Source organism: Acinetobacter sp. TAC-1 (assembly GCF_029025845.1).
GTDB classification, from domain to species: domain Bacteria; phylum Pseudomonadota; class Gammaproteobacteria; order Pseudomonadales; family Moraxellaceae; genus Acinetobacter; species Acinetobacter guillouiae.
In genome coordinates this window covers 895,740-912,258 of record NZ_CP118892.1, presented here as the reverse complement: position 1 = coordinate 912,258, position 16,519 = coordinate 895,740, and the positions used below count along the sequence as shown (strand labels likewise).

General features: G+C 40.2%; 7 protein-coding genes, 1 other RNA gene and 2 pseudogenes. 4 read left to right on the top strand and 6 right to left on the bottom strand.

Annotated features, from left to right (window positions below; all coding sequences use genetic code 11):
• Window positions 1-5: 5 nt before the first annotated feature.
• On the bottom strand, window positions 6-7,607 hold the full coding sequence (locus PYV58_RS04290) for an ESPR-type extended signal peptide-containing protein (protein WP_227504242.1): 7,602 nt from the start codon (window positions 7,605-7,607) through the stop codon (window positions 6-8).
• A 534-nt stretch (window positions 7,608-8,141) separates the two neighbouring features.
• Between PYV58_RS04290 and aspT the strand changes: the two genes are divergently transcribed.
• Window positions 8,142-9,827 carry an aspartate-alanine antiporter gene (aspT, locus tag PYV58_RS04285; protein WP_034614053.1) on the top strand — a complete coding sequence of 562 codons (1,686 nt, stop codon included), beginning with the start codon at window positions 8,142-8,144 and terminating at the stop codon, window positions 9,825-9,827.
• A gap of 54 nt (window positions 9,828-9,881) precedes the next feature.
• A complete protein-coding gene (locus PYV58_RS04280) occupies window positions 9,882-11,483 on the top strand; it encodes a bifunctional aspartate transaminase/aspartate 4-decarboxylase (RefSeq protein ID WP_034614055.1) in 1,602 nt (533 codons plus the stop codon).
• A 134-nt stretch (window positions 11,484-11,617) separates the two neighbouring features.
• Here the strand turns inward: PYV58_RS04280 and PYV58_RS04275 are convergent.
• From PYV58_RS04275 to ssrA, 4 genes and pseudogenes are all read right to left on the bottom strand, one after another.
• Window positions 11,618-11,851: pseudogene (locus PYV58_RS04275) on the bottom strand (hypothetical protein); the annotation flags it as partial.
• A gap of 53 nt (window positions 11,852-11,904) precedes the next feature.
• Window positions 11,905-12,189, bottom strand: a pseudogene (locus PYV58_RS04270) (MFS transporter); the annotation flags it as partial.
• Between the two features lie 63 nt (window positions 12,190-12,252).
• Window positions 12,253-13,236 carry an amidohydrolase family protein gene (locus tag PYV58_RS04265; protein ID WP_034614059.1) on the bottom strand — a complete coding sequence of 328 codons (984 nt, stop codon included), beginning with the start codon at window positions 13,234-13,236 and terminating at the stop codon, window positions 12,253-12,255.
• Window positions 13,237-13,543: 307 nt separating this feature from the next.
• Window positions 13,544-13,902, bottom strand: a transfer-messenger RNA (tmRNA) gene (ssrA, locus tag PYV58_RS04260).
• A 130-nt stretch (window positions 13,903-14,032) separates the two neighbouring features.
• Between ssrA and glpK the strand changes: the two genes are divergently transcribed.
• The gene (gene glpK / locus PYV58_RS04255) at window positions 14,033-15,514 is read left to right on the top strand and encodes a glycerol kinase GlpK (RefSeq protein ID WP_034614061.1); all 1,482 of its coding nucleotides are present in this window, start codon (window positions 14,033-14,035) and stop codon (window positions 15,512-15,514) included.
• Window positions 15,515-15,601: 87 nt separating this feature from the next.
• On the opposite strand, the gene def is transcribed toward glpK, so the two are convergent.
• Window positions 15,602-16,081, bottom strand: coding sequence for a peptide deformylase (gene def / locus PYV58_RS04250; RefSeq protein WP_034614064.1), 480 nt, complete (start codon window positions 16,079-16,081; stop codon window positions 15,602-15,604).
• A 204-nt stretch (window positions 16,082-16,285) separates the two neighbouring features.
• Between def and PYV58_RS04245 the strand changes: the two genes are divergently transcribed.
• Window positions 16,286-16,489: an amino acid transport protein gene (locus PYV58_RS04245; protein WP_081407382.1), complete on the top strand. Its 204-nt coding sequence runs from the start codon at window positions 16,286-16,288 to the stop codon at window positions 16,487-16,489.
• Window positions 16,490-16,519 lie beyond the last annotated feature (30 nt).

Genomic DNA, 16,519 nt, shown 5'->3' with positions numbered 1-16,519 from the left:
TAAGCTTAAGGTAAACCTGCTGTTGCAAGTGCTTGCGCATTGCCTGCACTGGCTCTTTTCTCTAAATCATCTATGCGACCATTGGTGTCATAAAATACTTGCTCTAAACGATCGCCTAGATTGGTAATTTTATTACCTAAATCAATATCAGCCTGATTAAGCGCACCTAAGGCATCACCCACATTATGATATGAGCCGTTATTTACATTGTAGGTTGGCGGAGTGAACTGACCATTTTCATATTTTGCGCCACCGCCTAATGATGTGGTGATGTATTGGTTTGATGTATTGAGTTGTGAACCATTAACCGCATCTTTTGAAGTGCTGGATACTTCACCTGCTGCAACATTGGTGATTTTTTTATTCCCAGCATTTATTCCATTTTGATCTATTGCAACATCACCCACTTTGACTGTGTTTGCTATGACATTATCTGCAGTAACCGTATTTGCAGTAACCGTGTTAAATTTTACGTCATCTGCTGTTGCAACCTTATATTCCTTACCTCCTAGGCTATTGGTTGTTTCAGTGACCGTCATATTCTGCCCAGCAATAACTGTAGAATGTTGCCCAGCTTTTTGGTTGATTGAGCTAATCGCATCATTAATGTTGGTTGCACCTGTCCCACCGATGTTGGTAATGGTATTGCCATCTCCGCCTTGGAATGCACCATCCCCAATAATATTATGAATCTGGCTTCCATTCACCGCATCTTTACTGCTCTGAGCAATACTCCCCTCTGCAACATTGGTGACTTTATTACCCGCAGCATCAATACCATTTTTAGTCACACTTGGCCCGCCAGTAATGCTAAGACCATCATTATTGATTACGGTATTGCCTGCAGTCACACTGTCAACCTGGATATCTTTGGCTAATTCGACACTGACATTATTGGCATTGTTACTGATATTAATATTGCCATCTTTGTTACTAAAATCGACCGTATCGCCTGATTTGACTGGATTACTATTGGTTCCATTGGTGGTCAAATTCCAACCTTGGTTTGCTGTTTGAATACGATCGCTCACCGCTTTAAGCTGATCCTCTGTCGCAGCTTGACCACTAACAAAGTTATTTGGATTAAATGTTTTATTGGTCAGCCCACCAATAGTCCCTGTTGCACCATTCACAGTTACAGGGTTTGCACCGCCCACAATAATTTGTGTTGGTCCCATTTGGGTTTGATAAATGCCATTGCTTAGATTGATACTGCCTGCACCAATCCAACTACTATTATTATTTGCATCACTCACCAATGTACCATCGACGGTACTGATATTCGATTTAGCAGCATCTTTCAGTTCGACTTTGCCATCGCTGATTTTGCTTTTACCAACCGTTAAGCTTCCTGCAGAAGTAAGATCAATATTTTTTGCTAACTCAACCTGTACTTTTCCAGCTGCCACCTTGGTACTGATATTACTGTCAGCACCAATTACATCAACGCTTTCACCTAATTTCTTATTTACTGTATTGCCATCCTGAGCGGTTAAAGCAAAACCGGCATCATTCAGTCCAGTTTGGATTTCTTTAAGCTGTTCCTCTGTGGCTGCACGACCTGTGGTAGCAAAATCTTTACCTGATGTAGTCTTATTGGTTAAACCTTCTAGAGTGCCTTTATTGGCATCAAGGACAACATGATTGACCGTATTTTTGACGCTGATCACACCAGAACTGATCACACTTTGAGTGCTACCGTCTTGTACGGTCATACCATCTTTATTCAGTACAGTGGAGTCCGTTGCGGTACCCGCAGTGACACTATCAATATTCAGATCTTTATTTAAGCTGAAATCAATGGTTGTTGTTCCATTACTGTCATTTTTTGCACTGACATTTAAATTAGTTTCACCTGTTGCTAAGCCAACATCGACCGTATCTCCTGGTTTGACTTGCGTTGTCCCCAAAATAGCATCCGTTTTGACGTTCCAGCCTTTATTGGCATTCTGAGCAACATCACTGACTTGTTTTAACTGCTCTTCAGTCGCAGCTTGTTTTTGATTATAAATTGCATTTGGATCCCAAGTGGTATTGCTTAAACCACTCACCCGTCCTGTTGAACCATTCACCGTAACTGGATTTGCACCACCTACAACAATTTGTGTTGGGCCGACTTGGGTTTGATAAGTGCCATTACTGACATTGATATTTCCTGCACCTAACGTACTGCTATTGCTACCATCACTGACAATTGTACTATTCACCGTACTAATATTGGATTTGCCCGCATCCTTTAATTCAACTTGACCATCAGAAATTTTACTGGTACCGACCGTTAAACTGCCTGCACTACTCAGATCAATATTTTTGGCGAGCTCTATTTCAACTTTGCCACCAGTGACTTTGGTGGCAATATTGCTATCGGCACCAATAACCTCAATACTTTCGCCCAATTTTTTGTTGGTGGTATTGCCGTCGCCAGCCGTTAAGCCAAAGCCCGCATCATTGAGCCCAGTTTGCATCTGTTTGAGCTGTTCTTCTGTGGCCGCGCGACCGACTGTAGCAAAGTCATTACTGGATGTGGTTGTATTGCTTAGGCCTGTAATTGTTCCTGTATTACCATTGACTGTTATTGGATTTCCACCTGTGGCAAGTCCAATCTTGACCACTGGCTCAAGCCCAAAGCTAATTCCATTATTGCCTGTGTTGGTAATTTTAATGTTGCCATCGGTTGCACTAAAATCAACATTTTCACCGAGACCAATCGTATCTTTTGCTGCACTGTCAGCATTTGCACTAATGCTAAATCCTTTATCGATAATCTGTTTAATCTGGCTCCCATTTACAGCATCCATAGAGCTATCACTAATATCACCCAATGCAACATTGGTCACTTTATTGGTCCCCGCATTGATTCCTGTCACGGTCACACTTGGTGAATTCGGCACAGCACCGCCACTTGCGTTTACAAAAGTTAAGCCTTTGCTATCGATCACTGTGCCACTCGCATTTACACTATCGAGCTGAATATCTTTGGCGAGTTTAATGGTTAGTTTATTGTCGGTACTGTCTGCAACCACACCGATGTTATTGTCGGTTAAATTACTCGCAACAGATTCACCGCCGACAATACTCAAGCGTTGCCCCAATCTACGATCGACATTCACACCAGCATTATCTCCAGCAAATGTAATTGGTGTTGCCAATTGATCCTCAGTTGCAGCGCGCCCAGATAAATAATTACTTGGATCAAAAGTGGTATTGGTTAATCCTGTAATGGTGCCATTTTTGCCATTAATGGCAATGTTTGCCCCACCTGGAAGTCCGCCCACATTAACGATTTCTGCAAGTTTTAGATCGACATTTGCACCTGTGTGACCAATGGCTAGATTGCCATCACTATTTGAAAAATCGACTGTATCTGTGGCTGCAATATTTGTGGTGCCTGTAACGTCTTTGTTGGTGGTTAAATTCCAACCTTTGTTGGCATTTTCAGCCACCTCATTGACTAACTTAAGCTGTTCTTCTGTTGCTGCACGCCCCATTTTGGCAAAGTCTGATTCAGTTAAAGTTTTATTGGTTAGTCCTGTCAAAGTACCTGTTGTGCCACTTAACACAACATTATTGCTCGCATTTTTTAAGTTAATGGTATTGGCATTTATGCTATTACTGCTTGCCCCAGCAGTAATCACTGTCTGAGTGGAGGTGCTGATATTACTATTATTGGCACTGTCTTTAATTTCCACCTGCCCATCTGTAATTTTGGAAGTGCCGACGCTTAAGCTTCCTTGAGCGGTCAGGTTGACATCTTTGGCCAATTTTAATTGCAAAGTATCTGTACCATTACTTACAACCCCAAGATTGCCATCTGTAAGTACCCCAGTCGCTCCACCAGTGAGCTTTAATTGCTCACCCAATTTACGCTCCACTTTTGCGCCAGTGTCTCCGGCAAAACTTAATGGCGTGTCTGCTAAATCGGTAATGGCTTGATTGGTTTGATACAATTGACTGCCATTGATTGCATCTGTACTTGAGCTACTGATACGCCCAGCAGCAACATTGACAATGGTTCGTTCAGCCCCGACATCTCCGACACTTACACTAGAAGATGCAGTCGGAGCTCCTGCAAAATTATAGGTTTTGCCATTAATTGTGGCTGATTTGGTTGCCACATAAGCTGCCGAAACTGAGTTATTTCCTAAAACTACAGCATTTTCATGTGATGCTGTTGCAGACTTACCCAATACAGTTGCGCCTTTCGCACTCACCGAAGCACTATTTCCGATAGCGACCGCATCTTCTTGAAGTGCATTGGTTCCCGTACCTACCGCAATTGAATTTAAAGCGTTTGCATTGGATTGTTTACCGAGTGCAATCGCATTGATTCCATTTGAAGTTGCATTATTGCCTATCGCAGTGGCATCTTTAGCACGACTTACACTGTTAACACCAAACGCTATCGCATTTTCACCCGCACTTTCTGCATTTTGCCCAATTGCCGTGGCTTTTGCTGCATAGCTTTTTGCTTGAGAGCCTATTGCCAAACCATCTTGAGAAGTACTGTTTGCATCTGAACCTATTGCAGTGGAATTCACACCCGAAGCTTTAGCATTATCGCCATAGGCCATACTGTCTTCAGCAGTTGCTGTGGCAAAGCGTCCTAATGCAACACTCTGTGCACCATTGGCTTTAGACTGATAACCAATTGCCGTCGCATTATCTCCCTGAGACAATGCTTGGCGACCAATTGCAATCCCTTGATCTGCGGAATTAACTTCAGCGTCACTTCCTACAACAACCGCATAGTTTGACTTGGTTCCATCCGCCTCAGAACCATTCCCGATGACAATACTATCTTCGCCACGGCTTTCTGCACTTTTTCCCATCGCAATATTATTTGTACCTGTGGCAATCGAAGAATCACCGATTGAAATTGAAGAAACCCCCACTGAACCCGCACCCGCACCAATCGCAACTGATTTTTCTCTTGCTACAATCACATTACTGCCTAAAGCAACACTCCCCGCTGCAAGGGAAGATGTACTGGCACTCGGGCCAATTGCTAAAGAATTGTCGCCATTTGCCCCTGTATTGTTTTTATTATTGATATCCGTGGTATTTACTGAAAAGTATTGTGGTCCTGCTTCCGCAACAGCTGTTTTTAATTGCCCAAAATTCACCGCTGAGGACAGATCATTTTCATCGCCTTTTACGTTACGAATGATCGTTCCATCAGTACCGACTAAATTCACAACTGATTTGTCTGAGTTATACAACACAGCATCAGGTACTACACCACCAATTTGTCCTGTACCCAGTAAATCAAAAGCATCTTGAATTGTTGTTGGAAGCTTACTGGTATTTCCTGAAGAATCTTTAACATTGACTTGGATTAGAGGTAAAGTACCGCCACTTCCAATAGTTGCAGGATTACCTTTTGCATCCGTTGCGCCCATCACACGGATAATATCATTTTGTAAAGCTTTAATCTGATTGACCGTCACCGCATCTTGCAATTCTGAACCATCTGCAACATTGGTAATTCGACGTTGCTCATTTTTATTCCCGACCGAAACAATGTTAAAGCCCCCCACACCACCAGAAACATTGGTGATATAGCCGTTTCCAAGTGAGTTATTTTGCGCAACACTTCCCGAGCCTAGTGCCACATCACTTTGACCCGCTAAAGAATCCAAGCCAATTGCAACCCCTGAAGTACCCGTCACAATCGAGTCATAACCGAGTGCAACACCACCTTGAGCAACACTTGCTCGTGTTCCAACTGCAACCCCTAAACTTTCAGTAAATGTTGCCGCACCGATTGCCACTGAGCTTTGTATGGTGGCGTTTCTATCTTTATTGCTGCCAAAACCAATTGAAATATTCTGATTACCCGATAAGTTTGTTCCTGCATCGCTACCTAAAGCGATATTGTAATCAGAACTTGTTGAGTTGACTGTTGAATTGCTACCCGCACCAACCCCTATCGCAATCGATTGGTTACCACTAATATTTTGTCCTGCGTTTGCTCCAACGGCGATATGCCCATTGCGGTCAAATGTACCTGAACCAATAGAACCAACTCCTGCAGCACTACCAATTGAAACACCATTAACCACACTAGATTTTGCGCCATCACCTAATGCAATTGAACTCGCGCCTCCTGAAGTCGCTTGATTTCCGATTGCGACACTCGCAGTTCCACTTGCAGACACTGAATTTCCGATCGCATTGGCATTGGTGGCAGCGGATGCCGAGGTTCCTATCGCATTGGCATTGGTTCCCACGGCATTTGCACCCTGACCAATTGCATTTGAATGCGTTCCTGTTGCTATCGCAGCATCCCCAATCGCAATACTTGAAGGCCCACCTGCTAATGCAGAGGACCCCAATGCAACACTTTTATCGCCAACAGACATATTGGCACCATTTTGCAAAGCTGTAAGGAATTGATTCACTTGCGTTGCAGAGACAGCAACCCCATTAATTTCAGTAATAGTGCTGGGATCCGTTCCCATTGCGGTGACAGGAATACCGTTGATTGCAATCAGTTGCGTATTGGATACGTTATAAGTCGGGGTCAATGCTCTCGCTTGACCACCATTTCCGATAGAGGTTGAATTGGCGCCAAGTGCACCTGTTTCTTTACCAAAAGCAATAGAATAATCATTGATGGCATTGGCTGTATTTCCGACAGCAATACTGTTGAGTCCTGTAGCATTTGAGAGATGACCGATAGCGATTGATAGCTCACCTTCAGATTTTGCCACAGGGCCTATAGCGAGAGAATTTAAACCATTGGCTTGTGAATCAACAAGCGATGAGTTGGTGTGGAAATATTTGATACCTTGACCACTTTGGAAAAGTAAATCATTCACTTGCCCGCCTGTCACTGCATCTGTAGATCCTGCAGCAATATTACCATTGGCTAAATTTGTGAGCTTATCGCCACCCAGGTCTAAACCATTTGCTGTACTGGTCAATACAGTATTATTTGCAGTATCACCAATTTTTACCGAGTTAAACTCTGGATCATCCACAGTGGAAATTGAAATATCCGTACCCGCATTGGTTACAGCAATATTTTTACCATTCACAAAATTCACGGTATCTGTAGCTTTTACGGCGCTCGACGTTCCACCATTGCTTTGTATATTCCAAGTTTGATTCTTCAGCGAATTCAAATCCGTCGCAGATGCCTTGCTATTTAATCCTGTGTTTACATCATTGACCTGATTATTCAAGCTATTGAAATCCGACTGTGACACTTTCGTCGCCAGCCCTGTGCTTGAATCATTCACTTGGTTATTTAAGCTATCAAAATCAACCTGTGATACCTTAGTGACCAACCCCGTAGAGGTATTATTAACTTGATCATCAAGGGTATTTAAATCATTTTTTGTTTGATTTAAATCAGTATTTACTGTTGTTAATGAAACACCATTTGCAACCACATCTCCAGTTGCAGTTAAACTACCACTTACATTTAAACTCTCGTTAATATCTTGCGCCAAAATAGCATTTGAATTAACAATAAATAATAAAAACATCGAACCTTTCACAATTTTATTAATTTTCGATTTCTTATTACCTTTTACAATTTCAGAAACTACAACCCAGCTTCCCACTGTAGTATTCCAGACCAATTTATACACTTTATTCATGACATATATACCTGCATTTATAATGATGTTTTGATTTATTAATTACTTTTCAAATAAAATGCACAATATATTTATATTTTTCCATACTGTTTACCAAACGATACACTTTGCTAACACCAGAAAAACAAATATCCAATATAAAAATAAATAATATATTATTTTCAATAATTTATGACAAAACAACCATCAATAAAAACACCTTAAAAATACAAAAAAATTTGTTTATTTTTTTTAAATCTATTTTTTAAATAAATTAACTTTTAATAAAAAATTATCAATCATGGAATCTTATTAAAAATAAATAAGCAAGCAAAAGGCACCACAATAATTAAATTATTCCTTATTTAAGCACAATTTAATATTCACTATATTTGGTATATTCTTTAAATAAATAAAAAAACCATGAAATAATATATTTCAAATATGGATATTTTACACAACCTCGACTGATATAGTATTTTCCATTGAACGTAAAAAAATGAACACTCTATTCATAATCAAATATAGATTAAATAATAAAGGTGGGGCCGCAAAATGATTGAATGGCTACAAGGTGAATTAAAACATAGTCCTGAAATCCTATTATTTTTATCCTTAGCAATAGGGTTTTGGATCGGTCAGTTTCAATTTGGAAAGTTTCAATTTGGTGGTGTTGCAGGATCACTACTTGTCGCTGTTATTCTAAGTCTTATTGGCGTACCAATCGACAATGGTGTAAAAGCGATTCTTTTTGCTTTATTTATTTACGCAGTCGGTTTTGAAAGTGGCCCACAGTTTTTTAAATCGCTTGGGCCACAATCCATTAAAGAAATTTTGCTGGCTATTTTTATGGCTGTATGTGGACTCATTACAGTCTTAATCATGGCAAAAATCTTTAATCTAGATAAAGGCTTAGCAGCAGGTTTGGCTGCAGGTGGGATGACCCAGTCTGCGATTATTGGTACGGCGGGCGATGCGATTTCTCGTCTAGACTTACCACTTGCAGAAATTCAAAAACTTCAAGCCAATGTTGCGATTGGATATGCCGTGACCTATATCTTTGGTTCTCTAGGCGCAATTATTGTCTGTGTGAATATCTTGCCAAAATTTATGGGGCGAGAAATTCATGATGATGCTTTGAAAGCGCAAGCAGAGCAGTTAAAAGGTGCATTTGAACTGGCACCTGGTCAAGAATTAGCTATGCCTGAAATTGTTGGTCGTATTTACAAAGTCAAACAAGCATCAGGACACACCATTGCCGAACTCGAAACACAAGTACCGAGCGTCACCATTGAACGATTAAAACGCAACGATCAATTTATTGATGTTGCGCCAGAAATTACCTTACAGAAAGATGATGTTGTTCTGGTCGTTGGTCGCAGGGCAAGTATCGTTTCCATTGCCGAGTTTATTGGATCTGAGTTGCAATCCTCACAAGGCATGGAAATGATCATGGACACCACAGATGTCATATTACGAAACTCAAAATATGCCAACCGTACCCTTGGAGATATCAAAGCCAATACCCCAGATTACTTAAAGCATGGCATTTATGTGCTTGCAATTAAACGTAACAGTGAAGCGCAAGCTTTAAGTGATGATACGGTCCTGCGTCAAGGCGATGTGGTCACCGTATATGGAACTAAAAGTGATCTTGAGCGCTTAGTCAAAGAAGCGGGTAAAGCCTTACCCGAAAGCTTAAAAACAGACTGGATTTTCCATGGTGCAGGCTTAGTTGTTGGTTTAGTCATTGGCCTATTTGTTGTCCGTATTGGTGATGTTCCTTTAACCCTTGGTGCAGGTGGCGGTGCGCTGTTATCAGGTCTGTTATTTGGTTGGCTACGTAGCCGAAACCAAGTCCACGGCAATATGCCTTTAGCCGCTTCACAACTTCTCAAAGATTTAGGTCTTGCTGGTTTTGTTGCTGCTGTCGGTTTGCAATCAGGTTTACAGGCCATTCAAACCATTAAAGAAAGTGGCTTGTCCCTGTTTATGATCGGAGTGGTGGTCACGCTAGTACCGCTGATTCTTTCAATGCTTTTTGCCCGTTATGTACTCCGTTATAACAATGTCGCCGTAATGGCTGGAGCATTAACTGGCTCACGCAGTGCAAATCCCGCTTTTGGTGGCGTACTCGACAAAGCTGGCAATTCAATTCCGACCGTCCCATTTGCAATTACCTATGCACTCGCAAATGTATTTTTAACCTTGCTTGGCCCTCTGATTGTCGGTTTAGCATAAATAATTTTATAAATTTCAAACTCATTCACTTCAAGATAATTAAGGAGACTTCCCATGGGGAACGTTGATTATTCAAAATACGCAAAACTGAGCCCATTTGAACTTAAAGATGAATTGATTGCTTTGGCACAAAGCCATACCGACCGTATGATGCTCAATGCGGGACGAGGCAATCCAAACTTTCTGGCAACTGTTCCACGGCGTGCCTTTTTCCAATTGGGTTTATTTTCTGCCACTGAATCAGAATTTTCTTTTTCCTATATGCCAGAAGGACTTGGTGGATTTCCTCGTGCGGAAGGATTGCAATCACGCTTTGACCACTTCATCCTAGAAAATCGTGACAAGCCAGGTGTTGTTTTTCTGGGTAAAGCAATTTCTTATGTTCGTGACCAATTGGGACTTGATCCCGATGCATTCTTACTCGAAATGGTCGAAGGTATACTTGGCTGTAATTATCCTGTCCCAGATCGAATGCTAAGAGTCAGCGAAAAGATTATTAAAGAATATGTTTTACGTGAAATGGGCGTACAAGGTATGCCTAAAGAGGAACTCGATTTATTTGCAGTGGAAGGCGGTACAGCTGCAATGGCTTATATTTTTAATTCATTAAAAGAAAATAAAATTATTTCACATGGTGATCGTATTGCCATAGGTTCGCCTATTTTTACCCCTTATCTCGAAATTCCAAAACTCAATGATTATCAGCTCGAAGAAGTACTCATCGAGGCTGATCCTAATCTTGGTTGGCAATACCCTGAATCAGAATTACGTAAATTAGAAGATCCATCGATTAAAGCATTTTTCTTGGTAAATCCAAGCAATCCACCTTCGGTTAAAATGAGTGATGAAGGTTTAGCGATTTTGGCTGATATTGTTAAAAAACGTCCTGACCTGATTATTTTAACAGATGATGTTTATGGCACATTTGCAGATAACTTTAAATCCTTATTTGCAATTTGCCCTGACAATACCATTCTGGTTTATTCTTTCTCTAAATATTTTGGTGCAACTGGCTGGAGACTTGGGGTCATTGCCTTGAGTAATCATAATATTTTAGATAAAAAAATTGCGGCGCTTTCTAAAAAAGACAAGAAAGAACTCGAAGAACGTTACTCATCCCTCACCACAGATCCATCTAGTATTAAGTTTATTGATCGCCTTGTTGCCGATAGCCGTAATGTTGCTTTAAATCACACAGCTGGATTATCCACACCTCAACAAGTACAAATGGTTCTTTTTGCTTTATTTAATATGATGGATTCTCGTCAAAGCTATAAAAAAGCAGTGAAATCTGTGGTTCGAGAACGCGATGCTGCGCTTTATAGACAGCTTGGGGTTGAAGTTCCACAAGATCCGAATGCCGTTGATTACTATACCTTGGTCAATTTAGAAAATACCTCACGGAAACTATATGGTGATGCATTTGCTGATTGGGTGATGAAAAATAAGAATCCAACAGAATTACTTTTCCGAGTTGCTGATGAAACAGGTGTAGTACTCCTTCCGGGTTCAGGTTTTGGTGTTCAACACCCTTCTGCACGCGCCTCGCTTGCCAACTTAAATGAATTCCAATATGCAGCAATCGGGACTTCATTACGAAAATTTGCTGAAGAAGCCTATCTGGAATATAAAAAAGCCAGCAAAAAGAATAAATAAGCATGGATAGCTTAAGTATTCGTTTTAAAAGAAAAAGATCGCATTCATGCGATCTTTTTTGTTTGCGAATGACTAACCAAGTTAAGCTCTATTTACCTGTGGCGATCAAATCTCATCACACTATTCAAACAGTCTTAATTCTGCACTTTACATTTTATTGCTTTTGCAGGAGTAATATTGGTCGCTGAAACTAATTGAGTTGAATCAAAACCTTCAGTTTCCTCTATAAATAAATGATAGTCTTTAATTTGAATCGTTGCCTGTCCTTCATATTGGCAATAACCTTTTTTAATATTGTCTGGTAACTTAAAAGTCTTTTTTGCTGCATCAAAGTTGCTAAAGCAAAACCATACATCTCGTGTATCACCATTTCAGTCGTGTTATTTGAAGTACCTGTCAGGATTGTTAAAACACCAAAAATAAATGCCGAACCGATAATGACCCATTTTCTTCCAATCTTATCTGCTAATATTCCTGCAAATATTGCTCCAATCGCCATTCCTATTAAGGCAACACTCATCACTGGGCGTAGATCATTTTTAGTGATCCCCCAATCATCTAACAATGCAGGAGCGATAAACCCAACTACCCCCGTATCAATACCGTCTGCTAGAATCACCAAAAAACAAAGTATAAATATTATCCACTGTTGCAGAGATAATTTTCTAGTATCAACGGCTTGCTGTATATCTAGTATTATTTTCATCATAAAATCCTTTTACTGCATTAAAAATGCCAATAACAATCATTGTTATTGGCTTGAGCTACTTTAAATGCTTAACTTGAATAATTTGTGTGCATTATGACGACCTATTTTTTCTCGATCATTCTCACCAATTTCGGCATGATCAAACCAATGTGTCGCTTCTTCCATATCTTCAAATGGATAATCACTTGAGAATAAAACGCGATCCGATCCAATTTCATCAATTGCATTTTTCATGGTAATTGTGCGGAAGTTACCACTTGTTGTTAAATAAAAATTCTTACGGAAATAATCAATAAATGGTTTTTCTGCTTTTACACCGAGTGGATTTCGGCCATTCGCTGAAGCCCAATGCGATGTACGCCAAATATTATTTTGAATTAACTCGCCTAGGTGTCCTAAAATAATATTAATATTAGGGTATTTATCAAATAAACCTGAACCAATTAAACGTAGCGCATGTACACCTGTTTCAACTGAGAATGACCATGCAGGACCCATTAACCAAGGATGATCTCTGATACCCAATTGCTGACTTAAAAGTGGGTTACGCGGGTGTAAATAGAATGGTACATCGAGTTTAGCAACCTCAGCCCAAAAATCTAAATATTCCTCAGCATCATAATATTTTGCTGTTTCATCGTTATTTAAATTTGAGAAACCGTTTACTAGAGCACCCGCAAAACCAAGCTCTGTTATGCAGCGATTGAGTTCTTTTGTTGCTGCTTCTGGTTCTTGTAATGGTAATGCAGCAAAAGCCCCGAAGCGATCAGGATGTTTAGCGATTAATTCCGCTAAGGTGTCGTTTGCAATTTTTGCAACTTCAACAGCTCTTTTCGGATCTGCAATCGCTTGAATCGCAGGCGCATTTAAAGAAATGATTGAGTATTCAATACCCGTTTCATCCATACGGCGTAAACGTTCACCAGTTATATCGAGTAATTGGCTCCGCTTAGTTCTCCAAACATCTGGTACAAAGAATCGTTCCGAATCACCAAGTGTCTCTTGAATTGCAAAATGTTCTTCTAAAGCAATCTTCCCTTTCATTTACCACTCCATAACTTATTAAAGGTATAGACGTAGCTTAGGTGGATTAAAAAAATACGAGAACATTAATTATGGAAACTTAACTTTCATTTTATGAAAGTTAAATTAGCTTTGATCGACTTGGACATTGCTAGCAAATATTAATTAAACGATATGTAAAATAGATAAGTGATTTTCAAATAATGCCTGTCTATGTCCATGATAGAAATTCAGGCATTAAAAAAGCCCTGAAACTGTTAAATTTCAAGGCTTTATTAAGTTTCATGATACATCGTATAACTAAGTGACAGATCATGATTTACAAATTTGGTGGAGATGGCGGGAGTTGAACCCGCGTCCGCCAACACTACACTCGAGAATACTACATGCTTAGATATCGTCAATTATTTTAACATTAAGTGACCCGACGAACAGGGTACAAAACGCGATCCTCTAAGTTTAGTATAAAGCCCCGAGGCTTGACTTTATACGGACTTGTGTGCGTGCGCTACAGTCGGGTCCACTGACCACAAGTATTCAGTGAAGCGGACAAGCTGCCCTTAGGCAGCTAGAGCGTAAGATTCGTCGTTTGCGACTAAAATATGCAAATTTGATTTACGAGAGAAAATGCGCTCTCGGCATGCATCTATGAGCTTCATCATCGGCGTCGAAGCCAATAACATCCCCAGATAACACGGCCATCATAACATAATTGTTGCAAATTAAGCAGATAATTCACTACATTTATATCAAATGATGCGCCTAGTTCTATAATTGCGCTACTATCACTATTTTTCAAGGGACAAATATAAAAAAGATGAGCTATTTACTCTCACTTGATCAAGGAACGACCTCTAGCAGAGCAATTATCTTCGATGAGCACGGAAAGGTATATGCCTCTGCTCAACGGGAAACCCAAATTAAAACCCCACATTCGGGCTGGGTTGAGCAAGATGCCATGGAGATTTGGACCACACAAATCACCGTCGTACAGCAAGCAATCGCATCGGCAAGACTATTGGCCAAAGACATTAAAGCACTGGGTTTAACCAACCAACGTGAAACCACTGTAGTTTGGGATAAGCGAACAGGTAAACCACTTGCCCCTGCCATCGTTTGGCAAGACCGCCGCGCTACAGACTGGTGCAATCAGTTAGTTCAAAACAATTTATCTGAAAAAATTCACAAAAAAACAGGATTAAGAATCGATCCTTATTTTAGTGCTGGAAAACTGGTTTGGTTATTGGAAAATGTGCAAGGCTTAAGAGCACTGGCTGAACAAAATCATGTAGCATTCGGTACAGTCGACAGTTGGTTGATTTGGAATTTAACCCAAGGTTCCGAACACGTCATCGAGGCAAGTAATGCTTCACGTACCATGTTGATGGATTTAAAAACACAGCAATGGGATGCGGAATTAATTGAATTATTTAATATCCCAGCGAGTGTTCTGCCTAAAATTATCCAATCCGATTGTTATATTGCCAATACCGCCACAGGGCTTCTTGGCGCGGAAATTCCAATTTGTGGCGTATTAGGTGATCAACAGTCTGCACTCTTTGGGCAATCATGTTTTGAAGCTGGAACAGCCAAAAACACCTATGGGACAGGCTGTTTTATGCTGTTCAATACAGGAACAGATATTCAATATAGCAAAAATAAATTACTCACCACCTTAGCATGGAAGTGCCAAGACCAATCTCATTATGCATTAGAAGGCAGTGTATTTATGGCTGGTGCGATTGTGCAATGGTTAAGAGATGGTTTAGGAATTATCAAAAATAGTGCTGAAGTTGAAAAGTTAGCTTGCCAAGTTGACACTACAGATGGTGTCGTTTTGGTTCCAGCCTTTACAGGTTTAGGAGCGCCACATTGGGACAGTGAAGCGCGCGCTTTACTCTGTGGAATGTCACGTGGAACCAATAAATCACATATTGCCAGAGCTGCCTTAGAATCCATTGCATTCCAAGTTTCTGATGTATTAACTGCAATGCAATCGGATATCGCACAGCCCTTAAAACAATTGCGTGTGGATGGTGGCGCAAGCCAAAATGATATGCTAATGCAATTTCAGGCAGATATTTTAAATGTACCTGTGCTACGCCCTAAACTTTTGGAATCTACCGCTTGGGGTGCTGCTGCATTGGCAGGATTAAAGGCAGGTGTTTTTAATAATCTCAGTGAAATTTCCGAATCTTGGCAATTAGATCGTGCTTTTGAGCCGAAGATGAGCGCAGACCAAAGACAATATCATTTAAGCTTATGGAATGGTGCTTTGCAGCGCGCGAAGTCCAATTAACAATATCCAATTAACAACTCTGCTTAGAAAAGCTTGGCTAAAATTAAAGATAAAATTCAAGATAATTTTTAGCCAAGCTTGCTCAGTTTAAAGTCTTTCAACAAACAGTATTCCATTTAAATGGTCGATTTCATGTTGCACAATGCGTGCAGGAAAACCATGAAATTGCTGAATAATCTTTTCGCCAGTCAGCGTAAAAAATTGTACAGTAACTGCTTCAGCACGAGCCACTTGCCCTCTTTCATTCGGCACACTTAAACATCCTTCCTCACCCAAGATGGTCTGTTCAGATTTCTCTAAGATTTCAGGATTAATCATTGTGATTGCATCCATTTCGGGTGCGTCTGGATAGCGAGGATTCGCTCTTGAAGCAACAATAATCACCCGTTTAGAAACATAGACTTGTGGTGCGGCGATCCCAACACCATTACGCTCTAACATGGTGGCCTGTAAGGCATTGGATAATTCGTTTAGCCAAGTACTTGAAAACTCAGCCTCAGCCACAGGCGCTGCGATTAATTTTAAAACGTCTTCACCACGTTGGGCGACAGGTAACACGGCACTCATTATCTTGTACCTTGATCAAATGTAAATTAAATAAATATGAGTGTAGCATTTGAAATGCGCTTTCCAATTCAATTATTGTGCAAAAATATGTAGGTTATGTACAAATGAATTTCTATTTACCTAAGCCAAATGACAGCTTGTCTTTTAAGCCATTTTTAATCATGATCGTGTAAATAACAACCGTCCAGTCTATTGTTGAAAATAATGAATACAGCACCCCTATTCTTAGGCTTGATCTTTAGCTCAATTGGCTTAGGCTATTTTATCTATGGGAAAAGACAGAGAATGAATATGCCTTTTATTTGTGGCATCACTTTGATGATTTTTCCTTATTTTATTGAAAATACAATGATTATGTCTGTATGCGGTATTATTCTAAGTGTTATCCCATGGTTAATTCGCATATAAATGATCAGTATTTACACCTATAAAAATTTA